This is a genomic window from Kitasatospora sp. NPDC051853, from assembly GCF_044452665.1.
Classification (GTDB): domain Bacteria; phylum Actinomycetota; class Actinomycetes; order Streptomycetales; family Streptomycetaceae; genus Kitasatospora.
In genome coordinates this window covers 133,399-150,482 of sequence record NZ_JBITBY010000009.1, presented here as the reverse complement: position 1 = coordinate 150,482, position 17,084 = coordinate 133,399, and the positions used below count along the sequence as shown (strand labels likewise).

At 74.5% G+C, this 17,084-nt stretch carries 17 protein-coding genes; 12 read left to right on the top strand and 5 right to left on the bottom strand.

Annotation, left to right across the window (positions count from 1 at the left end; translation table 11 throughout):
- Positions 1-36 precede the first annotated feature (36 nt).
- Positions 37-936, top strand: coding sequence for an alkaline phosphatase family protein (locus ACIA8O_RS25485; protein ID WP_396296281.1), 900 nt, complete (start codon positions 37-39; stop codon positions 934-936).
- Between the two features lie 82 nt (positions 937-1,018).
- On the top strand, positions 1,019-2,038 hold the full coding sequence (locus ACIA8O_RS25480) for a TolB family protein (protein WP_396296280.1): 1,020 nt from the start codon (positions 1,019-1,021) through the stop codon (positions 2,036-2,038).
- Positions 2,039-2,063: 25 nt separating this feature from the next.
- On the opposite strand, the gene ACIA8O_RS25475 is transcribed toward ACIA8O_RS25480, so the two are convergent.
- The gene (locus tag ACIA8O_RS25475) at positions 2,064-3,014 is read right to left on the bottom strand and encodes a helix-turn-helix transcriptional regulator (RefSeq protein ID WP_396296279.1); all 951 of its coding nucleotides are present in this window, start codon (positions 3,012-3,014) and stop codon (positions 2,064-2,066) included.
- A gap of 157 nt (positions 3,015-3,171) precedes the next feature.
- Between ACIA8O_RS25475 and ACIA8O_RS25470 the strand changes: the two genes are divergently transcribed.
- Together ACIA8O_RS25470 and ACIA8O_RS25465 are read left to right on the top strand one after the other, a co-directional pair.
- Positions 3,172-3,582, top strand: coding sequence for an STAS domain-containing protein (locus ACIA8O_RS25470; protein WP_396296278.1), 411 nt, complete (start codon positions 3,172-3,174; stop codon positions 3,580-3,582).
- 32 nt (positions 3,583-3,614) lie between these two features.
- Positions 3,615-4,076: a hypothetical protein gene (locus ACIA8O_RS25465; protein ID WP_396296277.1), complete on the top strand. Its 462-nt coding sequence runs from the start codon at positions 3,615-3,617 to the stop codon at positions 4,074-4,076.
- A 7-nt stretch (positions 4,077-4,083) separates the two neighbouring features.
- Here ACIA8O_RS25465 and ACIA8O_RS25460 read toward each other — a convergent pair whose 3' ends face one another.
- On the bottom strand, positions 4,084-4,761 hold the full coding sequence (locus ACIA8O_RS25460; protein WP_396296276.1) for an NAD(P)H-binding protein: 678 nt from the start codon (positions 4,759-4,761) through the stop codon (positions 4,084-4,086).
- A 154-nt stretch (positions 4,762-4,915) separates the two neighbouring features.
- Here ACIA8O_RS25460 and ACIA8O_RS25455 point away from each other — a divergent pair, with 154 nt between their 5' ends.
- The 4 genes from ACIA8O_RS25455 (at position 4,916) to ACIA8O_RS25440 (ending at position 9,776) form a co-directional block, all read left to right on the top strand.
- Positions 4,916-5,518 carry a helix-turn-helix domain-containing protein gene (locus ACIA8O_RS25455; RefSeq protein ID WP_396296275.1) on the top strand — a complete coding sequence of 201 codons (603 nt, stop codon included), beginning with the start codon at positions 4,916-4,918 and terminating at the stop codon, positions 5,516-5,518.
- Positions 5,515-6,825 carry an MFS transporter gene (locus tag ACIA8O_RS25450; RefSeq protein ID WP_396296274.1) on the top strand — a complete coding sequence of 437 codons (1,311 nt, stop codon included), beginning with the start codon at positions 5,515-5,517 and terminating at the stop codon, positions 6,823-6,825. The genes ACIA8O_RS25455 and ACIA8O_RS25450 overlap by 4 nt, the downstream gene beginning before the upstream one ends.
- A 72-nt stretch (positions 6,826-6,897) precedes the next feature.
- Positions 6,898-7,284 (top strand): hypothetical protein, encoded by a 387-nt coding sequence (locus ACIA8O_RS25445; RefSeq protein WP_396296273.1) that lies wholly within the window; start codon positions 6,898-6,900, stop codon positions 7,282-7,284.
- Complete coding sequence (locus ACIA8O_RS25440; protein ID WP_396296272.1) at positions 7,281-9,776, top strand: tetratricopeptide repeat protein; 2,496 nt, start codon at positions 7,281-7,283, stop codon at positions 9,774-9,776. Before ACIA8O_RS25445 ends, ACIA8O_RS25440 begins: the two co-directional genes overlap by 4 nt.
- On the opposite strand, the gene ACIA8O_RS25435 is transcribed toward ACIA8O_RS25440, so the two are convergent.
- A complete protein-coding gene (locus tag ACIA8O_RS25435) occupies positions 9,743-11,287 on the bottom strand; it encodes an alpha/beta fold hydrolase (RefSeq protein ID WP_396296271.1) in 1,545 nt (514 codons plus the stop codon). The genes ACIA8O_RS25440 and ACIA8O_RS25435 overlap by 34 nt on opposite strands.
- 69 nt (positions 11,288-11,356) lie before the next feature.
- On the opposite strand from ACIA8O_RS25435, the gene ACIA8O_RS25430 reads away from it, so the two are divergent.
- Complete coding sequence (locus ACIA8O_RS25430; protein ID WP_396296270.1) at positions 11,357-12,292, top strand: MerR family transcriptional regulator; 936 nt, start codon at positions 11,357-11,359, stop codon at positions 12,290-12,292.
- 556 nt (positions 12,293-12,848) lie between these two features.
- On the opposite strand, the gene ACIA8O_RS25425 is transcribed toward ACIA8O_RS25430, so the two are convergent.
- Positions 12,849-13,073, bottom strand: a complete 225-nt coding sequence (locus tag ACIA8O_RS25425) for a hypothetical protein (protein ID WP_396296269.1) — start codon at positions 13,071-13,073, stop codon at positions 12,849-12,851.
- A 62-nt stretch (positions 13,074-13,135) separates the two neighbouring features.
- A complete protein-coding gene (locus tag ACIA8O_RS25420; RefSeq protein WP_396296268.1) occupies positions 13,136-13,366 on the bottom strand; it encodes a hypothetical protein in 231 nt (76 codons plus the stop codon).
- Positions 13,367-13,643: 277 nt separating this feature from the next.
- Between ACIA8O_RS25420 and ACIA8O_RS25415 the strand changes: the two genes are divergently transcribed.
- The 3 genes from ACIA8O_RS25415 (at position 13,644) to ACIA8O_RS25405 (ending at position 17,065) form a co-directional block, all read left to right on the top strand.
- Positions 13,644-14,138 carry a hypothetical protein gene (locus ACIA8O_RS25415; RefSeq protein WP_396296267.1) on the top strand — a complete coding sequence of 165 codons (495 nt, stop codon included), beginning with the start codon at positions 13,644-13,646 and terminating at the stop codon, positions 14,136-14,138.
- A gap of 147 nt (positions 14,139-14,285) precedes the next feature.
- Positions 14,286-14,462, top strand: coding sequence for a hypothetical protein (locus ACIA8O_RS25410; protein ID WP_396296266.1), 177 nt, complete (start codon positions 14,286-14,288; stop codon positions 14,460-14,462).
- The gene (locus tag ACIA8O_RS25405; protein WP_396296265.1) at positions 14,459-17,065 is read left to right on the top strand and encodes a tetratricopeptide repeat protein; all 2,607 of its coding nucleotides are present in this window, start codon (positions 14,459-14,461) and stop codon (positions 17,063-17,065) included. Before ACIA8O_RS25410 ends, ACIA8O_RS25405 begins: the two co-directional genes overlap by 4 nt.
- Positions 17,066-17,084 lie beyond the last annotated feature (19 nt).

Genomic DNA, 17,084 nt, shown 5'->3' with positions numbered 1-17,084 from the left:
CCCGTGCACCGCCACCCCCTCACCAGGAGAACGGCCATGACTGCTCCTCAGGACCAGCCGACCCCCAAGCGCACCCGGCGCACCCTCACCGCCATCGGCAGCGCCGTCGCGCTCGCCGCCGGTTCGCTCGGTGTCTGGGCCGCCACCGGCACCACCGCCCAGGCCGCCGCGCTCCCCGCCCCGGACCACATCGTGGTCGTGGTGATGGAGAACCACGCCTACACCCAGGTGATCGGCAGCTCCAGCGCGCCGTACCTCAACAACACCCTGAAGGCGGGCGGCGCCAACCTCACCCAGTCGTTCGGCCTGACCCACCCGTCCGAGCCGAACTACTACATGCTCTTCTCCGGTTCCAACCAGGGCCGCACGGACGACAGTTGCGTCGGCGTCGGCTCGATCTCGGCGCCGAACCTGGCCTCCGAGCTGATCGCCGCCGGCAAGACCTGGAAGAGCTACAACGAGGGCCTGCCGTCCCAGGGCTCCACCACCTGTTCCAGCGGCAAGTACGCCCAGAAGCACAACCCGTGGTTCGGCTTCTCCAACGTGCCGACCAGCACCGCGCTCACCATGACGCAGTTCCCGACCGACTTCACCACCCTGCCGAAGGTCTCCTTCGTGGTGCCTGACCTGTGCAACGACATGCACGACTGCTCGGTCGGCACCGGTGACACCTGGATCAAGAACAAGCTGGGTGCGTACGCCACCTGGGCGAAGACCCACAACTCGATGCTGGTCGTCACCTTCGACGAGGACAACCGCCTCTCGGGCAACCGCATCCCGACCGTGTTCTACGGCGAGCACGTCACCCCGGGCAGCTCCACCGCCACCACCTACAACCACTACAGCGTGCTGCGCACCCTGGAGGACCTGGCGGGCCTGACCACCCACGCGGGCAACGCCGCGAGCGCCACCACCATCACGGGCATCTGGAACTGACGCCCCGCCGTGCCGCCCCGGGCGCCGGCCCGGGGCGCCACCCCCCCCAGGTACCGCCGACCACTGACGAGGTGTCACCCGCATGACGCGCACCACCCGCCTGCTCGTCCTCCTGTTCGCCGTCCTGCTGCTCGGCGGGGTCGGCACGGGGGCCGTCCTGTACGCCGCCGACCGCGCGGACCGCAAGGACCAGGAGCAGGTGGGCGGCCCGCCCGTCCGCCCGGGCGCCGTCGTCCTCGCCGCCGGCCGGGGCCAGCTGCTCTTCCGCAACCTGGCCTGGGGCCCGCACCGGGACGAGATCGTCACCGTCCCGGCCGGGGAGCCGGGCGGCGCCCGCACCTCCTCCGGACTCAAGTGCCTGCGCTTCCACGCCGCCGCCGGGACGGGCATCTGCCTCCAGGCCGTGCACGGCACCCTCGACGACACCTACCGCGCCGTCGTCCTCGACGACCGGCTGCACGAGCTGCGCTCCTTCCCCGCGGCCGGCATCCCCTCCCGGGCCCGGGTCTCCCCCTCGGGCCGGCTGGCCGCCTGGACCGTCTTCGTCAGCGGCGACTCCTACGCGGGCGGCGCCTTCTCCACCCGGACCGCGATCGTCGACACCCGGGACTGGCGGATCGAGTCCAACCTGGAGGAGTTCACCTTCCTCCTGGACGGCCGCCCCCAGCGCGCCTCCGACCTCAACGTCTGGGGCGTCACCTTCGCCGACGACCGCGGCTTCTACGCCACCGTGGCCACCGGCGGCACCACCCACCTGGTCCGCGGCGACCTCGCGGCCCGCACCCTCACCTCCCTGCACCAGAACGTCGAGTGCCCCTCGCTCTCCCCCGACGGCACCCGCGTCGCCTACAAGAAGCGCGTCCCCGGCGCCTCCCCGGACGCACCGTGGCGGCTGTACGTCCTGGACCTGGCCACCATGGCCGAGACCGCCACCGCCGAACAGCGCTCCGTCGACGACCAGGCGCTCTGGGCCGACGGCTCCACCCTGGTCTACTCCCTCCCCGGCGAGTACGGCGCCGACCTGTGGGCCGTCCCCGCCGACGGCAGCGGCGCCCCCGCCACCCTGGCCGTCTCCGCGGTGGCCCCGGCGTACCTGCGCTGACGGGGGCCGCCCGCCTGACGGGGGTTCAGGGGAGCAGCCGGAGCGTGCCGCTCGGGGCGGTGCGGTAGGCCTTGCGGTAGTGGGCGGCGAAGTGGCCGGGGTTGGCGAAGCCCCAGCGCATGGCGATCTCGGTGACGGTGGTGGTGCGGGGGTCGGCCGCCAGCAGGTCGCGGTGGGCGGCGGCCAGCCGGATGCGGCGCAGGTGGGCCAGCGGCGTGGTGTCCAGGTGCCGGCGGAAGGCGTACTGGAGCGCCCTCGGGGTGACGTGGGCGGCCGCGGCGATCCGAGCGAGCGTCAGGTCCCGGTCCGCGTGCGACTCCATGTGGGCGACCGCGCGGCGGACGGTGTCGGGGGTGGCGTCGGTGCTGTCCGCCCGGTGCGTGGCGTCCCGGGCGCTGTGCGGCAGGGCGGCCAGGGCGGCGGCGGCCAGGTGGCGGGCGGCGGTGCCGACCAGCAGCTCGTGCGCGTCGGCGCCCGGGGCGCCGAGCACGTGCTCGCCGACGTAGGCGATGGCGGCGGCCAACTGACGGCCGGCCGCCGGGTCGACGGGGCGGGCGCCGGTCAGCCGGACCGGGGCCTCGCCCGGGGCGGTGGGGGCGACGTCCTCCAGCAGCGCGGTGTCGAACAGGGCGATGGTGTAGCGGGCGGCGCGGACCTCGCCGCGGTAGGGCCGGTCGGGCGGGGCCACCAGGAAGGTCTCGCCGGGTCCGTACACCTCCTCCCGGCCGCCGGTCAGGTCGGCGAGGGTGCCGTCGTGCATGCTGATCAGGCAGACCTGGCCCAGGTCGCGGGCGTCGTAGGCCATCGTGTAGCCGAAGTCGAGCCGGTCGATCGCCACCGGCCCGGCCGCCCGCCGGCTGATCCGCACCCGGGCGTCCTCGACCGGGCCGCCGATCCGCATCGGCGTGTAGGCGGTGGACAGGAACTCCTCGGTGTCGTCCAGGCTCGCGCTGTCGAAGTTCAGGGACTGTGTCATCGCACCGCCTCGGGTCGGGTCGTCGCTCCTCGCCCCCGACGGTACGCCCGGGACCGTCCGAGGCACAGCACCCGCTTTCGCTCCCCGAGCCCCCGATGCCCGGGCCCTTCGTTCCCACGGCTGCGGCCCCGACGGTTCGGGTGGGAACCTTGGCGGGATGAAGACCTCGTGGCACGACGACGCCGACCCGGATCCGGACCTGCGCACCGAGCACCGCCCGGCCCCCGACGGCACGGTGGTGCTCTCCCTGATCGGCGCCGTCGACATGGACACCGCACCGCTCCTCGCCCACGCCCTGCACCGCGCGCTCACCGGACCGCCCGCCCCGGAGCGCCTGGTGATCGACTGCTCCGGGCTGGACTTCTGCTCCTCCTCGGGCCTGAACGAACTCCTCCGTGCCCGCCGCGCCGCCGCCTCGGCCGGCGTCCCCCTGCGGCTCGGCACTCCCAGCCCGCAGGTGCTGCGCCTGCTGGACATCACCGGTACCGACACCGTCTTCGAGATCGCCCTCACCCCGCCCGCACACGCCCTCTCCCGGCCCCGGCCCCGCCGTGGCGACCGCGCCTGACGCCCGCTCAGCACCACCGGAGGAGACGCGCCGTGGCCATGGACGACACCTTCCGCCCCCTGCCCGACGGAGCGGACCTCGACGCCCAGCTCGCCCACCTCCGCGCGGAGGCCGGCCGGCAGCTCGACCGGGGCCTCTGGGAACCGGCCCCGGAGGACGTGGCCCTGGCCCGGAAGACCGCCGCCGGTCTCGCGGACGCGGTCCTCGACGGGCCGCGCCAGGAGCAGCTGCCGGTCATCGACCGCCTGGAGCGGCTGCGCGAGGCCCTCGCGGTCATCGCCATGGCCGTCGCCCGCACCCACGGCCAGCTCGCCTGGTTCCTCTCCCGGGCCGCCACCGTCCTGATGCCGGTCCTCACCTGGCGGGTCCTGCCCGCCGACGAGCTCCGCTCCTTCGGCCTCACCGTCCCCGCCCCCGGCGAGCTGGACGACGCCGAACGGGCCGTCCGCCGCCTCACCGCCGCCCTCGACCGGATCGGCGACGGTCGGGCCTGAGGCCCCGTCAACGACCTTCCCGGGCCGCCCGGTCGATCTCGGGGCTGCGCAGCACGTGCTCGCCGCCGCCGTTCCGTCCGGCGACGGCGAGCATGGCGCGGGCGATGTTCTCGGTGGTGGTGACCCGGCCGGGGGCGAGGCGGCGCAGCAGGGGGAAGAGCAGCGAGAGCACCGGGTAGAGCCGCCGGTAGGCCGGGGTCCTGGAGACCTCGCCGTGCACGGCGTGGATGTAGGCCGGACGGAACATGTAGGCGTGGAAGTCCATCGCCAGCAGCTCGTTCTCGGTCCGGCCCTTCACCCGGGCCCACATCAGGCGGCCCTGCTCGGTGCTGTCCGTGCCGTCGCCGGAGACGTAGACGAAGGTGGGCGGAGCCTGCGGCCGCACCGGCAGCGCGCGGGCGGCGGCGAGCGTGTAGTCGTGGGTGATCCGGCGGTACTCCTCCTCGCGCTTGCCGGCCGAGGTGACGCCCAGGCAGTAGAAGCAGGCGTCCACGTCCGCGAACTCGCCCTCCAGCGCGGTGAAGTCGGTGAAGTCCGTGTGCACCAGCGCCGTCAGCTTGGGGTGGCTCACCTCCAGCGGCCCCCGGACCACGGCCCGGACGCCGGTGACCCGGTCGTCGAGCAGACACTCGCGCAGGACTCCCTGCCCGACCATGCCGGTGGCGCCGAAGAGCAGCACGTTCACGGGGTTCCGTTCCTTCCTGGGAGCCGGCCCCCAGTCTGCGCCCTCCGGTGGCGGCCGCGCTCCGCCGCCGCTATGCGACGCGCGGCCCGATTCTCCCAAGAATTTTTTGCAAAAATACTTTGGCAAAGCTGCCGGGCGGATCTACGCTGCCCTCATGGAGAACGACGACCGGGCCCGGGTACTCGACCCCGAACGGGACGCGGACGCCCTCAAGGCACTCACCCACCCGCTGCGCATCCGCCTGCTCGGCCTGCTCCGGCGGGACGGGCCCGCCACCGCGAGCGAGCTGGCCGCCGCCACCGGGGAGTCCTCGGCCTCGGCCAGCTACCACCTGCGGGTGCTGGCCAAGCACGCCTTCGTCCGCGAGGCCGAGCACCGGGACGGGCGGGAGCGGCGCTGGCAGGCCGTCCACGCGCTCACCTCCTGGGACTCCGCCGCGATGGCCTCCTCCCCCGGCAACCGGGCGGTGGCGAGCAGCATCCGCCGCAGCCAACTCGACCACCTGGCAAACTCCTTGGCCCGGTTCGAGGCCGAAGCGGAGGCCGGGCTGCTGGGCCCGGAGTGGCTGGGGGCGGACGGCGTCAGCGACTGGATGCCGCGCCTCACCCCCGACTCCCTGGCGGAGCTGTGGCAGACGCTGGAGAGCAAGGTGACCGAACTGACGGCCCGTGACGCCGAGGACCCGAGGGCCACCCAGGTCATCGTCCTCGCCGCCACCCTGCCGCTGGCCCCGCCCGCGCCGGGGAGCCCGGAGTGACCACCGGAGTGACCGGCCGGCCGCTCGACGGCCGGACCGCCCGGCGGCGGTACGTCACCACCTGCGCCCTGCTCTGGCTGCCGATCGGCCTGACCGTCGCGCCCCTGGTCCTGCTGCTCACCTCGCGCGGCCTGCCGCTGGCCACCGTCACCCTCCTGCTGGCCGGGTACTCGCTGACCACCGCGCTCCTCGAACTCCCCACCGGCGGCCTCTCCGACGTGCTCGGCCGCCGCGGCGTGCTGACCGCGGCCGGCCTGCTGAGCGTCTGCGCCCTCGCCCTGCTGGCGCTGGGCACCGGCGTGTGGCCGCTCGCGCTCGGCATGGTGCTGATGGGTGCCTGCCGGGCCCTGTTCTCCGGTTCGGTGGAGGCCTGGTACGTGGACACCGTCCGGGCCGCCGACGGCCCCGACGCCGACCTGCGCACCGGCCTGGCCCGGGGCGGCACCGCCACCTCCGCCGCACTCGCCCTCGGCACCCTGCTCGGCGGGGCGGTCCCATGGGCCCTCGGCCTCGGCACCGACCCGGGCGCCGCCCTGGCCCGGGCCACCGGAGGCGTCGTCCTGCCGCTCTCCGTCCCGCCCCTGACGGGCTGTCTGGTCGCGGTCGCCTTCGTGCTGTACGTGCTGACCGCCCTGCCCGAGACGGCCCGGCCGCCCGCCACCCTGCGCGACGCGGTCCGCGACGTCCCCGCCACCGTCCGGACCGGCCTGCGCCTCGGCGGGCGCGACGCGCTGGTGCGCCGCGTGCTGCTCGGCACGGCCGCCGCCGGCGGCGCGGTCGCCACCCTCGAACTGCTGACGCCCGGCCGCGCGGCCGCCCTGGCCGGGGGCACCGCCTCCGGGGCCGTGCTCTACGCGGCACTGGCCTGCGCCGGCTTCCTCTGCTCCGCCCTCGGCAGCCAACTCGCGCCGCTCACCGCCCGGTTGGCGGGCAGCGGGGAGCGGGCGGTGCTGCTCGGCCTGGCGGTCGGCGCGGCCGGTCTCACCCTGCTCGGCGTCACCGCGGCCACCACCGGCGCCGCCGCCCTGGCCCTGGGCGGTCTCGGCTACGTGCTGGTCTACCTGGGCCTCGGCGCGGCCGGCCCCAACGAGAGCGACCTGCTCCACCACCGCATCCCCGACCGCACCCGCGCCACTGTGCTCTCCGTCCAGTCCCTCGCCCTCCAACTGGCGGGCGCCGCCACCGGACTGGTCGTCGGACGCCTGCCGGCCGGCCCCCTCCCCTGGCTCACTGCGGCCGTCCTGCTGACCGCCGGGGCCCTCCTCTGGCTCCGCCGGGCGGCGGACCGGGAGCCCGCTCTCGTCTGACGGGTTGTCAGTGGAGCCTGGTAGAACTGGGGTGGGCCTGCTCCCAGGGGTGGGGCGGGGAGAGGAGTCGAGATGTCGACGGTGGTGCGGCGTTCGATCGCCGCGGCGGCGACCGTGGTGGTCGCAGCGGCGACCGGGGTGGCCACCAACGTGGCGACGGACGACGCCGGCACGGGGTGGTGGGTGGCCCTGGGAATGCTGGTGGTGCTCGGGGTGGCCCTGCAGGTGTACCTGACGGTCTCCTCCTCCGACGGCGGCGGCACCGACGTGACCGCGGCCGGGGCCGGTTCGGTGGCGATCGGCGGGTCCCTGCGGGGCTCGGTGAAGACCAAGGCCTCGGGAGCCTCCGGCTCCGCCGGTGCCGCGCCGGCCCAGGGCGGCATCACCGCCGCCGGCCCCGGATCGGTCGCGGTCGGCAAGGACGTGGACGGCCCGATCGAGACCGACGTCACTCCTTGAGGCAGCCCCCGACCGTCCGGGCCGAGGGGGACGGCTCCCTCGCGGTGGGCGGGGACGCCCACGGGCTCTTCCTCACCAACCCGGTCTTCCACGTCTTCCCCGCACCGGAGCCCGCTCCCGCGCTCCCCCGCACGCTCCCGCCGCAGCCGGCCGACTTCACCGGCCGGGAGGAGGAGATCGCCCGTCTCCTCGGTGGCGCCACCGATCCGGTGGTGGTGGTCTCCGGCAAGCCGGGCGTCGGCAAGACCGCCCTCGCACTCCACGTCGCGCACCACCCCGACGGCGACTTCCCGGACGGGCGGCTCTACGCCGACCTGCGCGGCATGGCCGAACGCCCCGCCGCGCCGGAGGACGTGATGGCCCGCTTCCTGCTCGCGCTCGGCACCCCGCAGACCGAACTCCCGAGCGACCCGGACCAGTTGCTCGACGCCTACCGCCTGACCCTGGCCGGCCGTCGCCTGCTGCTGGTCCTCGACAACGCCGGGGACGAGCAGCAGGTCCGCCCGCTGCTCCCGCCCGGCGGGCAGGCACTCGCCCTGGTCACCAGCCGCAGCCGGCTCGTCGGCCTGGAGGGCGCGCACCGGCTGGACCTGGACACCTTCACACCGGGGACGGCGCTGCGCTTCCTGCGCCGGGTCTGCGGCCCCGAGCGGATCGACCGCGACCTGCTCGCCGCCGAAGCCGTGGCCGGCTACTGCGGCGGGCTCCCGCTGGCCCTGCGGATCACCGCCAACCGCCTGGCCACCAATCCCCGGCTGAGCACGGCGGCCCTGGTCCGCGAACTGCGTTACGAGCACGACCGGTTGGAGGCCCTGGAGGCAGGCGACCTGACGGTCCGCGCTGCCTTCGGGCTCTCCTACGGCAGGCTCAACAAAGCGGCGAGGAGCACGTTCCGTCAGCTGTCCCAGGTGCCCGGCGAGGACTTCGGCCCGGGCGTCTGCGCGGCCCTCACCGGCTTCGGGCTGCGCCAGGCCGCCAAGGAGCTCCGCAAACTGGCCGAGGCGAACCTGATCGAGCCCGCACCGGGCGACGAGCGCTACCGGCTCCACGACCTGCTCCGGCTGTACTCCAAGGAGCAACTCGCCGAGGAGACGGCCGAGTCGGTCACCGCCGCGGCCATCCGGATGCACGAGTGGTACATCCGCTCGATCGCACGGGCATTGCAGCTCCTCAACGGCCTTCCGCTCCCCCAGAAGCCGTTCGAGGACCGGACAATGGAGATCCACACTGCTGAGGAGGCGGCCCGCTGGGCTCAGGACGACCTCGCCGGGGCGATCGTCGCCGCCCGTCACCTCCAGCCGTCGAGCCGCATCGTCGCTTTCGCGACCATGCTGGCAGGGCTGTGCGAAGTGACCGGCCACTGGCGCGAGTGGGACGAGGCGATCACGGTCGGCCTCGAAGCCACCGAGCTCGACGGTTTCCCTCAGTACTCCGCCATGCTCCTGATGCAGCGGGCCAACCTCGCCCGCACCCGCCGTGAATTCCGTGCCGCCATGGACATCGCGCAGCAAGTCAGCGAGCAGGCCGAGGACCTGGGGATTCCAGAGCTGCTCGCCGATGCCGTCAACCTCGTGGCGGGCCTACACGTCAATCTGGGAGAGCCTGAACTGGCACGTCCCCTGCTGGAGCGGAGCCTGCAACTCTGGGAGCGGATCGGGAACCGGCACCAGGCCAGCAAGGTGCGGTTCAACCTGGGCACTCTCCACCGCGCACAGGGTGACTTCGACACGGCCCTCGAGTACTTCCGCAGCGATCTCCGCGTTTGCGAGGAGGTGCAGGACGCGTCGGGCATCGCCGAAACCCTCAACACACTGGGCCTCACCCTGCGAGAGGTCAACGACCCGGTGGCCTCCGAACAGCACCAGCGCAGAGCTCTGGAAATCTTCCGGCAGATCGGCAACCGCTACAAGGAGAGCATGGTCCTCAACGACCTCGCCCTGACCCTCCGTCACCAGGGCAAGGACGAGGAGGCTCTCTCCATGCACCTCCAGGACGCAGAGCTCTGCCACGCTCTGGGATACCTCTCGGGCGAAGCCCTGGCCAAGGCGAACGCCTCGACCGTCCTCACCGCGCTCGGCCGCCCCGAGGAGGCACGCCCCCTGATCGAGGAAGCCGTGACGGTCTTCACCGAACTCGGCGACGACCATCGGCTGGCGCAAGCAATGGGCAGCTGGTCGGCTGTGCTCTTCGGTCTCGGACATGACGACCAGGCGGTGGACACGGCACATCGCGCATTGGACCTCGCCGACCGCCTCGGATGGTCGGGAGGCCGGGCCAGGCTGCATTTCGGACTGGCGATCGGACACGGTGACGCGGGCCGCCATCAGGAATCCCTCGACCACGCCGAGGCCTTCCTCGCCCTGGACGACAGCCCCGCCACGGCCACGTTCAGGTCAGCCGTGCTCCTGGTGGCCCACGGGGCCGCGCTCCAGCTGGGCGACGACGCGAAGGCCGAGTACTACCGGGCACTGCTGTCCGCCGCCGACTCCTGATCACGCGTCAGCAAGTGCCGCAGGACCGCCGCATGGGCGGCGGTGACGGCGTGGCGGGACTCCGGGGTGGGTTCGCCCACGTCGAAGGCGTGGCCGCCGGTGGGGTGGTCGATCAGGTCGAGCGGGGTGCCGGCGGCGTGGGCGGCGGCCAGGAAGGTGTCGACGGTGGCGGCGACGGGGGGCTGTTCCCGGCCCGCGCGGGTGAGGACGAGGGGGAGGGCGGGGTGCGGGGACGGGCGGAAGCGGGGCGGGACGGCGGACCAGCCGGGGAGCGGGGACAGGACGGGGTAGCTGAAGGCGGCGCAGCGCAGCCAGGGCGGGGGCGCGGCCAGGTGGTCGGCGGAGAGCAGGGCGCCGCCGGAGAAGAACCAGAGGGCGATCCGGTCGGCGTCCACCCGGGGGTCGGCGCGGAGGGCGTCGAGGGCGGCGGCGAGGTCGGCGGCGGCGCGGGGGAAGTCGCCGAGCGCGTGCAGGCGGTGGTCGAGGGTGGCGCCGACCAGGCCGAGGCCGGCGGCGTGAGCGGCGTGGCCGGTGTAGAGCGGCCAGTCCCGCGGGGTGGGCCGGATGTCGGCGCCGAGCGGGCCGCCGTGGACGAACAGGACGGCGGGGCGGGGGCCGTCCGCGTCGGGGAGGTGGAGGTCGAGGGCGAGGTCGGGGGCGCCGGTGCGGACGCGTGGCCGGGCGGGGACGTCCAGGACGAAGGGCCGCAGGTGCGGCGGGTCGGCGGCGGGGGCGGCCGTGATCCGGTGGCCCTCGTCGGCGGCGGCGCGGAGCAGGGCGTCGGCCAGGGCGTCCGGTGCGGAGAGCATCGGCCAGTGGCCGGTGGGGAGTTCGAGGAAGCCGACCCGGGGGTCGGCGAGGGCGCGCAGGTGCGGCGGGCCGAAGCGGACGGCGGTCTCGACGGTGGCGAGGTCGGTGCCGCCGTCGGCGGTGCAGAGGATGCCGGTGGTGGGCCAGGGGGCCGGGCCGCCGCCGCTGAGGCGCAGCGGTTGCAGGAGGGTGGCGGCGGGCTGCGGCGCGGCGTACCGGTCGAGGCGGTCGAGGGCCTCGGCGGAGAGTCCGGCGGTGGAGCCCCAGCGGTGCCACTGGTCCGGTTCGGGGACGGGGACCGGTGCGTCCGCCCCGCCGGGGGCGGTGAGCAGTTCGCGGGTGAGGTGGTCCGGTGTCAGGGCGAGGGCGGTGTCGCCGTCCTGGGGCAGGCCGGCGTCGAGGTGGACGATCCGGCCGATCCGCTCGCGGCGGCGGTCGGCGGCGCCGAGCACGGGGTGGATGGCGTAGCCGTGGCCGACCAGGACGAGGGGCTCCGCGCCGTCGAGGTGGTCGATCTGCTGGGCCACGTCCTCGACGTGGGTCTCCAGGTCGGTGCCGGGGCCGGCCAGGTGGCGGCGTTCGCCGAGGCCGGTGAGGGTGAGCGGGTGGGCCTGCGCGCCGGCGCGGCGCAGCAGTTCGGCGGTCTCCCGCCAGATCCAGCCGCCGGTGAAGGGGCCGGAGACCAGGACGAACACCGTCATGAGGACCTCCTGAGGGACGGTTCGGGTTCGCCGGTACGGTAGGAACTCCCCCTGAGGGAGGTTCAACTCGTGTCCCCTGAGCACGAAGCGTGGAGCATCGGCGAGCTGGCCGAGCGGGCGGGTACCACGGTGAAGACGGTCCGCTTCTACTCGGACCGGGGCCTGCTGCCCGAGGCCGGGCGCAGCTCGGGCGGGCACCGGCGGTACGGGCCGGAGGCCCTGGAGCGGCTGCGGCTGATCCGTTCGCTCCGGGCGCTGGACCTGCCGGTGCCGGAGGTGGGCCGGGTGCTGGAGCACGGGGACGGGCTGACGGCGGGTCTGACGGACGCCATCGACGGGCAGTTGCGGGTGCTGGGCGGGCAGCTGACCGCGCTGCGCTGGCGGGAGGCGGCGCTCCAGCTGCTCCGGGACACCCCGGCGGAGCTGCGGGCGGAGCGGCTGCGGCTGGTCGGCGCGCTGTCGGCGCCGCCGGGGACGGCGGCGCTGGCCCGGTTCTGGCGGGCCGCGCTGCCCGTGCGGCTCTCCCGGCCGCTGGTGGCGGCGGTGCTGGAGCACGCCGTCCCGGAGCCGCCGGCCGATCCGTCCCCGGCGCAGGTGCTGGCCTTCGCGGAGCTGCACGCGATCGTCACCGCCCCGTGCGGGGAGGGCGGCCGGTCGGGGACGGTGTGGACGGACCGGGTGCGGCGGCCGGACGTGCTGTACGGCGGTCTGTTCGAGGCGTACGCGCTGGCGGTACCGGAGGTGACGGCGGATCGGACGCCGGGGCGGGGCGCGGTGCTGGAGCGTTTCGTGGCGGCGCACGCGGAGGGGCGGTCGGAGCCGGACGGGCCGGGCTTCCGACGGCGGCTGAGCGCGCTGCTGACCTCGGCCACCGATCCGTCCGTGGAGCGCTACTGGGCGCTGACCACCGTGTTCGGCCCGGCCGGGCGGACACCGACGGTGGGCGCGGCGCACGCCTGGATGCGGGCCGCCCTGGCCGCCGACGTGGCGGCCGGCAGCGGCTGAGCGGCACGGCCCGCGGTGGAGGGCACCGTTCCTACAGGAACGCTTCCGGCCGACGGACCACGGTACGGGTCCTCGGCGGCGCGGTGCCACCGGTGTCACCTCAAGCGGTACCGCCCCCCGTGTCATCCGCTCGACCGGGCGTTCGACGGCGTGGTGGCAGAGCGCCCCCAGTGCCGTTCCGGCCGTCGGCCAGTCGGCAGAGCCGGAGTAGAACGGCCAGAGGCCGTACCCGGCCTCGCCGTACGGGCCGGTGCCGAGGCTGCGGGCGGTCAGGTGCAGCAGCGGGAAGTGCACCGGACAGAACGCGAACGGCCGCCGCCGCAGCCCGAGTTGCAGATGGCTGCGCAACTCGCCGGCGGCCACCGCCGCGATCGGCAGAGCGAAGCCGGGAGCCGGCGCCTGATCCGACCACCAGTGGCCCCACCAGCCGAGCAGGCGGCCCGCCCGGCAACCACGCCTGAGCAACAGCAGGTCGCGCACGACGCCGGGCCAGGCCGTCGGCCACGCCCTCGCCGAGTGCGGGCACGGCGAGCAGCGTGCTGAGCGCGAGCAGCGGTCAGGCCCGGGCGAACCGCCGGCGGTAGAAGGTGCCCACGGGTGTCCCCGGCAGCCATGACCAGGCCGAGACGAACCCAAAGAGGACGAAGAAGAACGTGACACCGCCGCCGGCACACATCTCGGCCAACGAGGACGGCCTGCTCGGCGTCAGTTCCCGGGCTTGGCAGGCGAAGACCGCCAGTGCCACGAACCAGCGCAGCGCGGTGAGCGACTCCAGTCGCACGCCCGGCCCGGACACCAAGGTGCCCGGGTCTCGGACGGCGGCGCCCCGAAGGGCGGCCAGGCTCAGCGCGAGCCCGCCTCGGCGGCGACGGTGACCTGCGGGGCCACGGCGAGGACGGTGACCTGCGGGGCCGGAGCCGCGACGGTCACCCGCGGGGCCGGGGTACCGACCTGGGTGGCAGGTGACTGCGGGGGCGTTGCGCCGGAGGCCGACACGTTTCCCGCCAGGAAGACGAGCGTGGAGAGGGCGGCCGTGCCGACCCCGGCCCCGATCAAGCCGACTTTGATGCGCATGGGAATCCGTCCGTCAGAAGTCGCCGACCGACGGCTCCGGGGCGTGGTCCGCCAGGGCCGTCTTGGCATGTCGTTCACGAATCGACCCAGGTGAGGTCCATTTGAACGCAGCATAATTGACCTTCAGGGGGTACCCGCGTCATTGCCCGCCAGGCACCGAAGGTCTGCCTCAAGAGGCAGTCCGTCCCGGTCCTGACGGTCCGTGAGGACGGCGTCCTGCTGGGGCGGGGCGTGCGGGCTTCGGTAGAGTCCCGCCACCGACCCGGGGGGACACCTGATGCCGTATCAGCTGAGACGTGGCCGCAGTGCACCGGCGCTCCTGCTCGCCCTCGGTGCGGCCGCCGGGTGCACCCCGCCGCTGGGCCATGCGGTCGGCCTCGTGCGGGAGGCCGGTGCGATCAGCGTGGTGGCCGTGCCCTGCCCGGAGGGGAGGGTGACCGGGGTGAACCTGCACGAGCTCGAATCCCCGGAGCACCGCCGCTGGACGACGCGTCCGGCGCCCGGCGCGGACCCGGCCGACCGCGTCCCGCTCTTCGCGGCCCCGGCTGACTGGATCACGGACGACGACGCGCTCACCACGCTCCTGCCGGACCGGGTCTACGCGCTGTCCGTCGGGCACACCGGCGGCGATGCCAAGGAATCCTTGATCACCTTCCGGCTCGCGGACGTCGAACAGCTGCCGCCCGGCCAGGTCCTGACCTGGAAGAAGGGCGGCGGGACGCGTGTGGTCAGCGCCGGCGCGTTCCGCACTGCGGCCCTGCACGACTGCTGACGTCCGGGCCGGGTCGACGGCGAGGCGGACTGCGGTCACCGCCCCTCCACGGCAGCGCTCCTGACGGCACCTCACCCGGGCGAGGCCGGTGGCGGCTGGTAGAAATGGGACGGGTCCGTTCCAGCGGGCGGGCAGAGGGGGTGCGGGATGACGTCGGTTGTGCGGCGTTCGATCGCTGCGGGTGCGGCGGTCGTGGTCGGTGTGGTCTCGGGGTACGCGGCCGATGTGGTCACCGACGACGGCGGTGCGGGGTGGTGGGTCGCCCCGGCGGCCGCGGTGAGCGACGAGTCGACCGGCCCGGTCGAGACCGGCGTCGCTGCATGAAGCGTGCGCCGACCGTCCGGGCCGACGGGGCGAGCTCGGTGGCGGTGGGCGGGGACGCCCACGGGCCGATCCTCACCAACCCGGTGTTCAACGTCTTCGCCGCGCCGGAGCCGGAGCGACCCCCGGCCCTCCCCCGCACCCTGCCACCGCAGCCGGCGGACTTCACCGGGCGGGAGGAGGAGATCGACCGCGTCCTCGGCCGGGCCGGCGACCGCTCCGGCAGCGGCTCGGGGGACTGCTCAGGAGGCGACTCCGGCGACCGCCCCGGCGGCGCCGCCGGGGACGGCCTCGGCCCGGTGGGGGCGGACCGCGTGGTGGTGATCACCGGCAAGCCGGGGGTCGGCAAGACCGCCCTCGCGCTCCACCTGGCGCACCACCCGGCCGGCGACTTCCCCGACGGCCGGCTCTACGCCGACCTGCGCGGCATGGCCGACCGACCGTCCGCGCCGGAGGACGTGATGGCCCGCTTCCTGCTCGCCCTCGGCATCCCGCAGGCCGAACTGCCGGGCGATCCGGACCGGTTGCTCGACGCGTACCGGCTGGCGCTGGCCGGGCGCCGCCTGCTGCTGGTGCTCGACAACGCCGCCGAGGAGCAGCAGGTCCGCCCACTGCTCCCGCCCAGGGGCGACGGCGCTCTGGTGCTGGTCACCAGCCGCAGCCGGCTGGCCGGCCTGGAGGGCGCGGACCGGCTGGACCTGGACACCTTCTCGCCGGGGACGGCGCTGCGCTTCCTCCGGCAGGTCTGCGGTGCCGAGCGGATCGACCGCGACCCGCTCGCCGCCGAGGCCGTGGTCGGCTACTGCGGTGGCCTCCCGCTGGCCCTGCGGATCACCGCCAACCGCCTGGTGACCAACCCACGGCTCAGCACGGCGGCCCTGGTCCGTGAGCTGCGCGACGAGCACGACCGCCTGGAGGCCCTGGAGGCGGGTGACCTGACGGTCCGTGCGGCCTTCGGACTCTCCTACCGCAGGCTGAACAAGGCGGCGAGGAGCACCTTCCGGCAGCTGTCCCAGGTGCCGGGCGAGGACTTCGGCCCGGGCGTCTGCGCGGCCCTCACCGGCTTCGGGCTCCGCGAGGCCGCCAAGGCGCTCCGCAAGCTGGCCGAGGCCAACCTGATCGAGCCCGCCCCGGGCGACGAGCGGTACCGGCTGCACGACCTGCTCCGGCTCTACTCGAAGGAGCAACTCGCCGAGGAGGGTGCCGAGTCGGTCACCGCCGCCGCCCGGCGGATGTACCAGTGGTACTTCCGGTCGACCGGAAGGGCGCAGTACCACCTCTACGGATTGCCGATGCCGCAGACCCTCCAGGAGGGCGGTGCACCGGAGATCGCTTCCTCGGAGGACGCCGTCCGCTGGGCCGAGGCGGACCTCTCCGGCGCGATCGCCGCCCTCCGGCAGCTGCTGCCGCCGGCCGCACCCGACGTCGTCGTCAGCTTCGCGAGCGCCTTGGCGGACGTGTGTGAGGTGACCGGCCACTGGCGCGAGTGGGACGAGGCGCTCACGGTCGGCCTCGAAGCCGCCAGGCAGGTCGAGCACCAGGACTTCGAGGCCGTTCTCCTGCTGCAGCGAGCCGAACTGGCCCGGGCTCGCAGGCAGTTCCAGGAGGCCATGGAGATCGCCCAGGAGGTCAGCGCCCTCGCCGAGACCAAGGGCAATGCCCTCCTGCTCGCCAACTCGGACAACCTGGTGGCCCTCCTGTACATGTCCCTCGGGACTCCCGCGCAGGCGCGTCCCCTGCTGGAGCGGTCCCTACGACTGTCGCAGGAGCTCGGAGACCACCGCCTGGCCAGCAAGGTGCTCTTCAACCTGGGTACCGTGCACCGGGCGCAGGGCGACTTCGAGACGGCCATCGGGTACTTCCGCCGTGACCTCCGGTTCTGCGAGGAGGTGCAGGACGCGCCGGGCACCGCCGAGGCGCTCAACACGCTGGCCACGACCCTGGTGGAGGCCGGTGACCGGGCGGCCGCCGAGCCCTATCAGCGAAGGGCCCTGGACATCTTCCGGCAGCTCGGCAACGGGTACAAGGAGAGCATGGTCCTCAACGACCTGGCGGTGACGATCCGCCACCAGGGCAGGTCCGAAGAGGCGCTGGGCATGCTTCTGGCGGGCGCCGTGCTCTGCGCCGGCCTGGGGTACCGATCCGGCGAGGCACTGGCCAAGTCGAACGCCGCGTCCATCCTCAGCAGCCTCGGCCGCAACGAGGAGGCGCTCCCGCTCGTGGACGAGGCCGTCGCCGTCCTCGCCGAGGCCGGGGACGACCAGTGGCTGGTGCAGGGCCTCGGCATCCACACGATGGTGCTCTTCGGCCTCGGGGAGGACGAGGAAGCGGGGCGGTCGGCCCGGCGTGCGCTGGAGGTCCTCGACCGCCACGGGTGGCACAGGGGCCGGGCCGAGCTCCACTTCAGCCTGGCGATCGGGTATCAGGCGGCCGGCCGGCCCCGGGAGACCCTCGACCATGCCGAAGCCTTCCTGTCCCTGCGGGAACGGCCGTCGGAACTGCACCGCACCTCCGCCCTCGCGATGGCCGGTCGGGCCGCCGCCGAGTTGGGCGACGAGGCCGGGGCCCGCCGCTACGAGGAGTTGCTGTCCACCACCGGGCCCTGAGCCTCCGGCGGCTACGGGT

Excerpts from the sequence above, each read along its gene's own strand:
- ACIA8O_RS25410 (WP_396296266.1), top strand. The coding sequence starts at position 14,286 with ATGACGTCGGTTGTGCGGCGTTCGATCGCTGCGGGTGCGGCGGTCGTG.
- ACIA8O_RS25445 (WP_396296273.1), top strand. The coding sequence starts at position 6,898 with ATGTCGACGGTGGTGCGGCGTTCGATCGCCGCGGCGGCGACCGTGGTG.
- ACIA8O_RS25435 (WP_396296271.1), bottom strand. The coding sequence starts at position 11,287 with ATGACGGTGTTCGTCCTGGTCTCCGGCCCCTTCACCGGCGGCTGGATC.
- ACIA8O_RS25475 (WP_396296279.1), bottom strand. The coding sequence starts at position 3,014 with ATGACACAGTCCCTGAACTTCGACAGCGCGAGCCTGGACGACACCGAG.
- ACIA8O_RS25455 (WP_396296275.1), top strand. The coding sequence starts at position 4,916 with ATGGAGAACGACGACCGGGCCCGGGTACTCGACCCCGAACGGGACGCG.
- ACIA8O_RS25470 (WP_396296278.1), top strand. The coding sequence starts at position 3,172 with ATGAAGACCTCGTGGCACGACGACGCCGACCCGGATCCGGACCTGCGC.
- ACIA8O_RS25415 (WP_396296267.1), top strand. The coding sequence starts at position 13,644 with ATGCCGTATCAGCTGAGACGTGGCCGCAGTGCACCGGCGCTCCTGCTC.
- ACIA8O_RS25485 (WP_396296281.1), top strand. The coding sequence starts at position 37 with ATGACTGCTCCTCAGGACCAGCCGACCCCCAAGCGCACCCGGCGCACC.
- ACIA8O_RS25405 (WP_396296265.1), top strand. The coding sequence starts at position 14,459 with ATGAAGCGTGCGCCGACCGTCCGGGCCGACGGGGCGAGCTCGGTGGCG.
- ACIA8O_RS25420 (WP_396296268.1), bottom strand. The coding sequence starts at position 13,366 with ATGCGCATCAAAGTCGGCTTGATCGGGGCCGGGGTCGGCACGGCCGCC.
- ACIA8O_RS25480 (WP_396296280.1), top strand. The coding sequence starts at position 1,019 with ATGACGCGCACCACCCGCCTGCTCGTCCTCCTGTTCGCCGTCCTGCTG.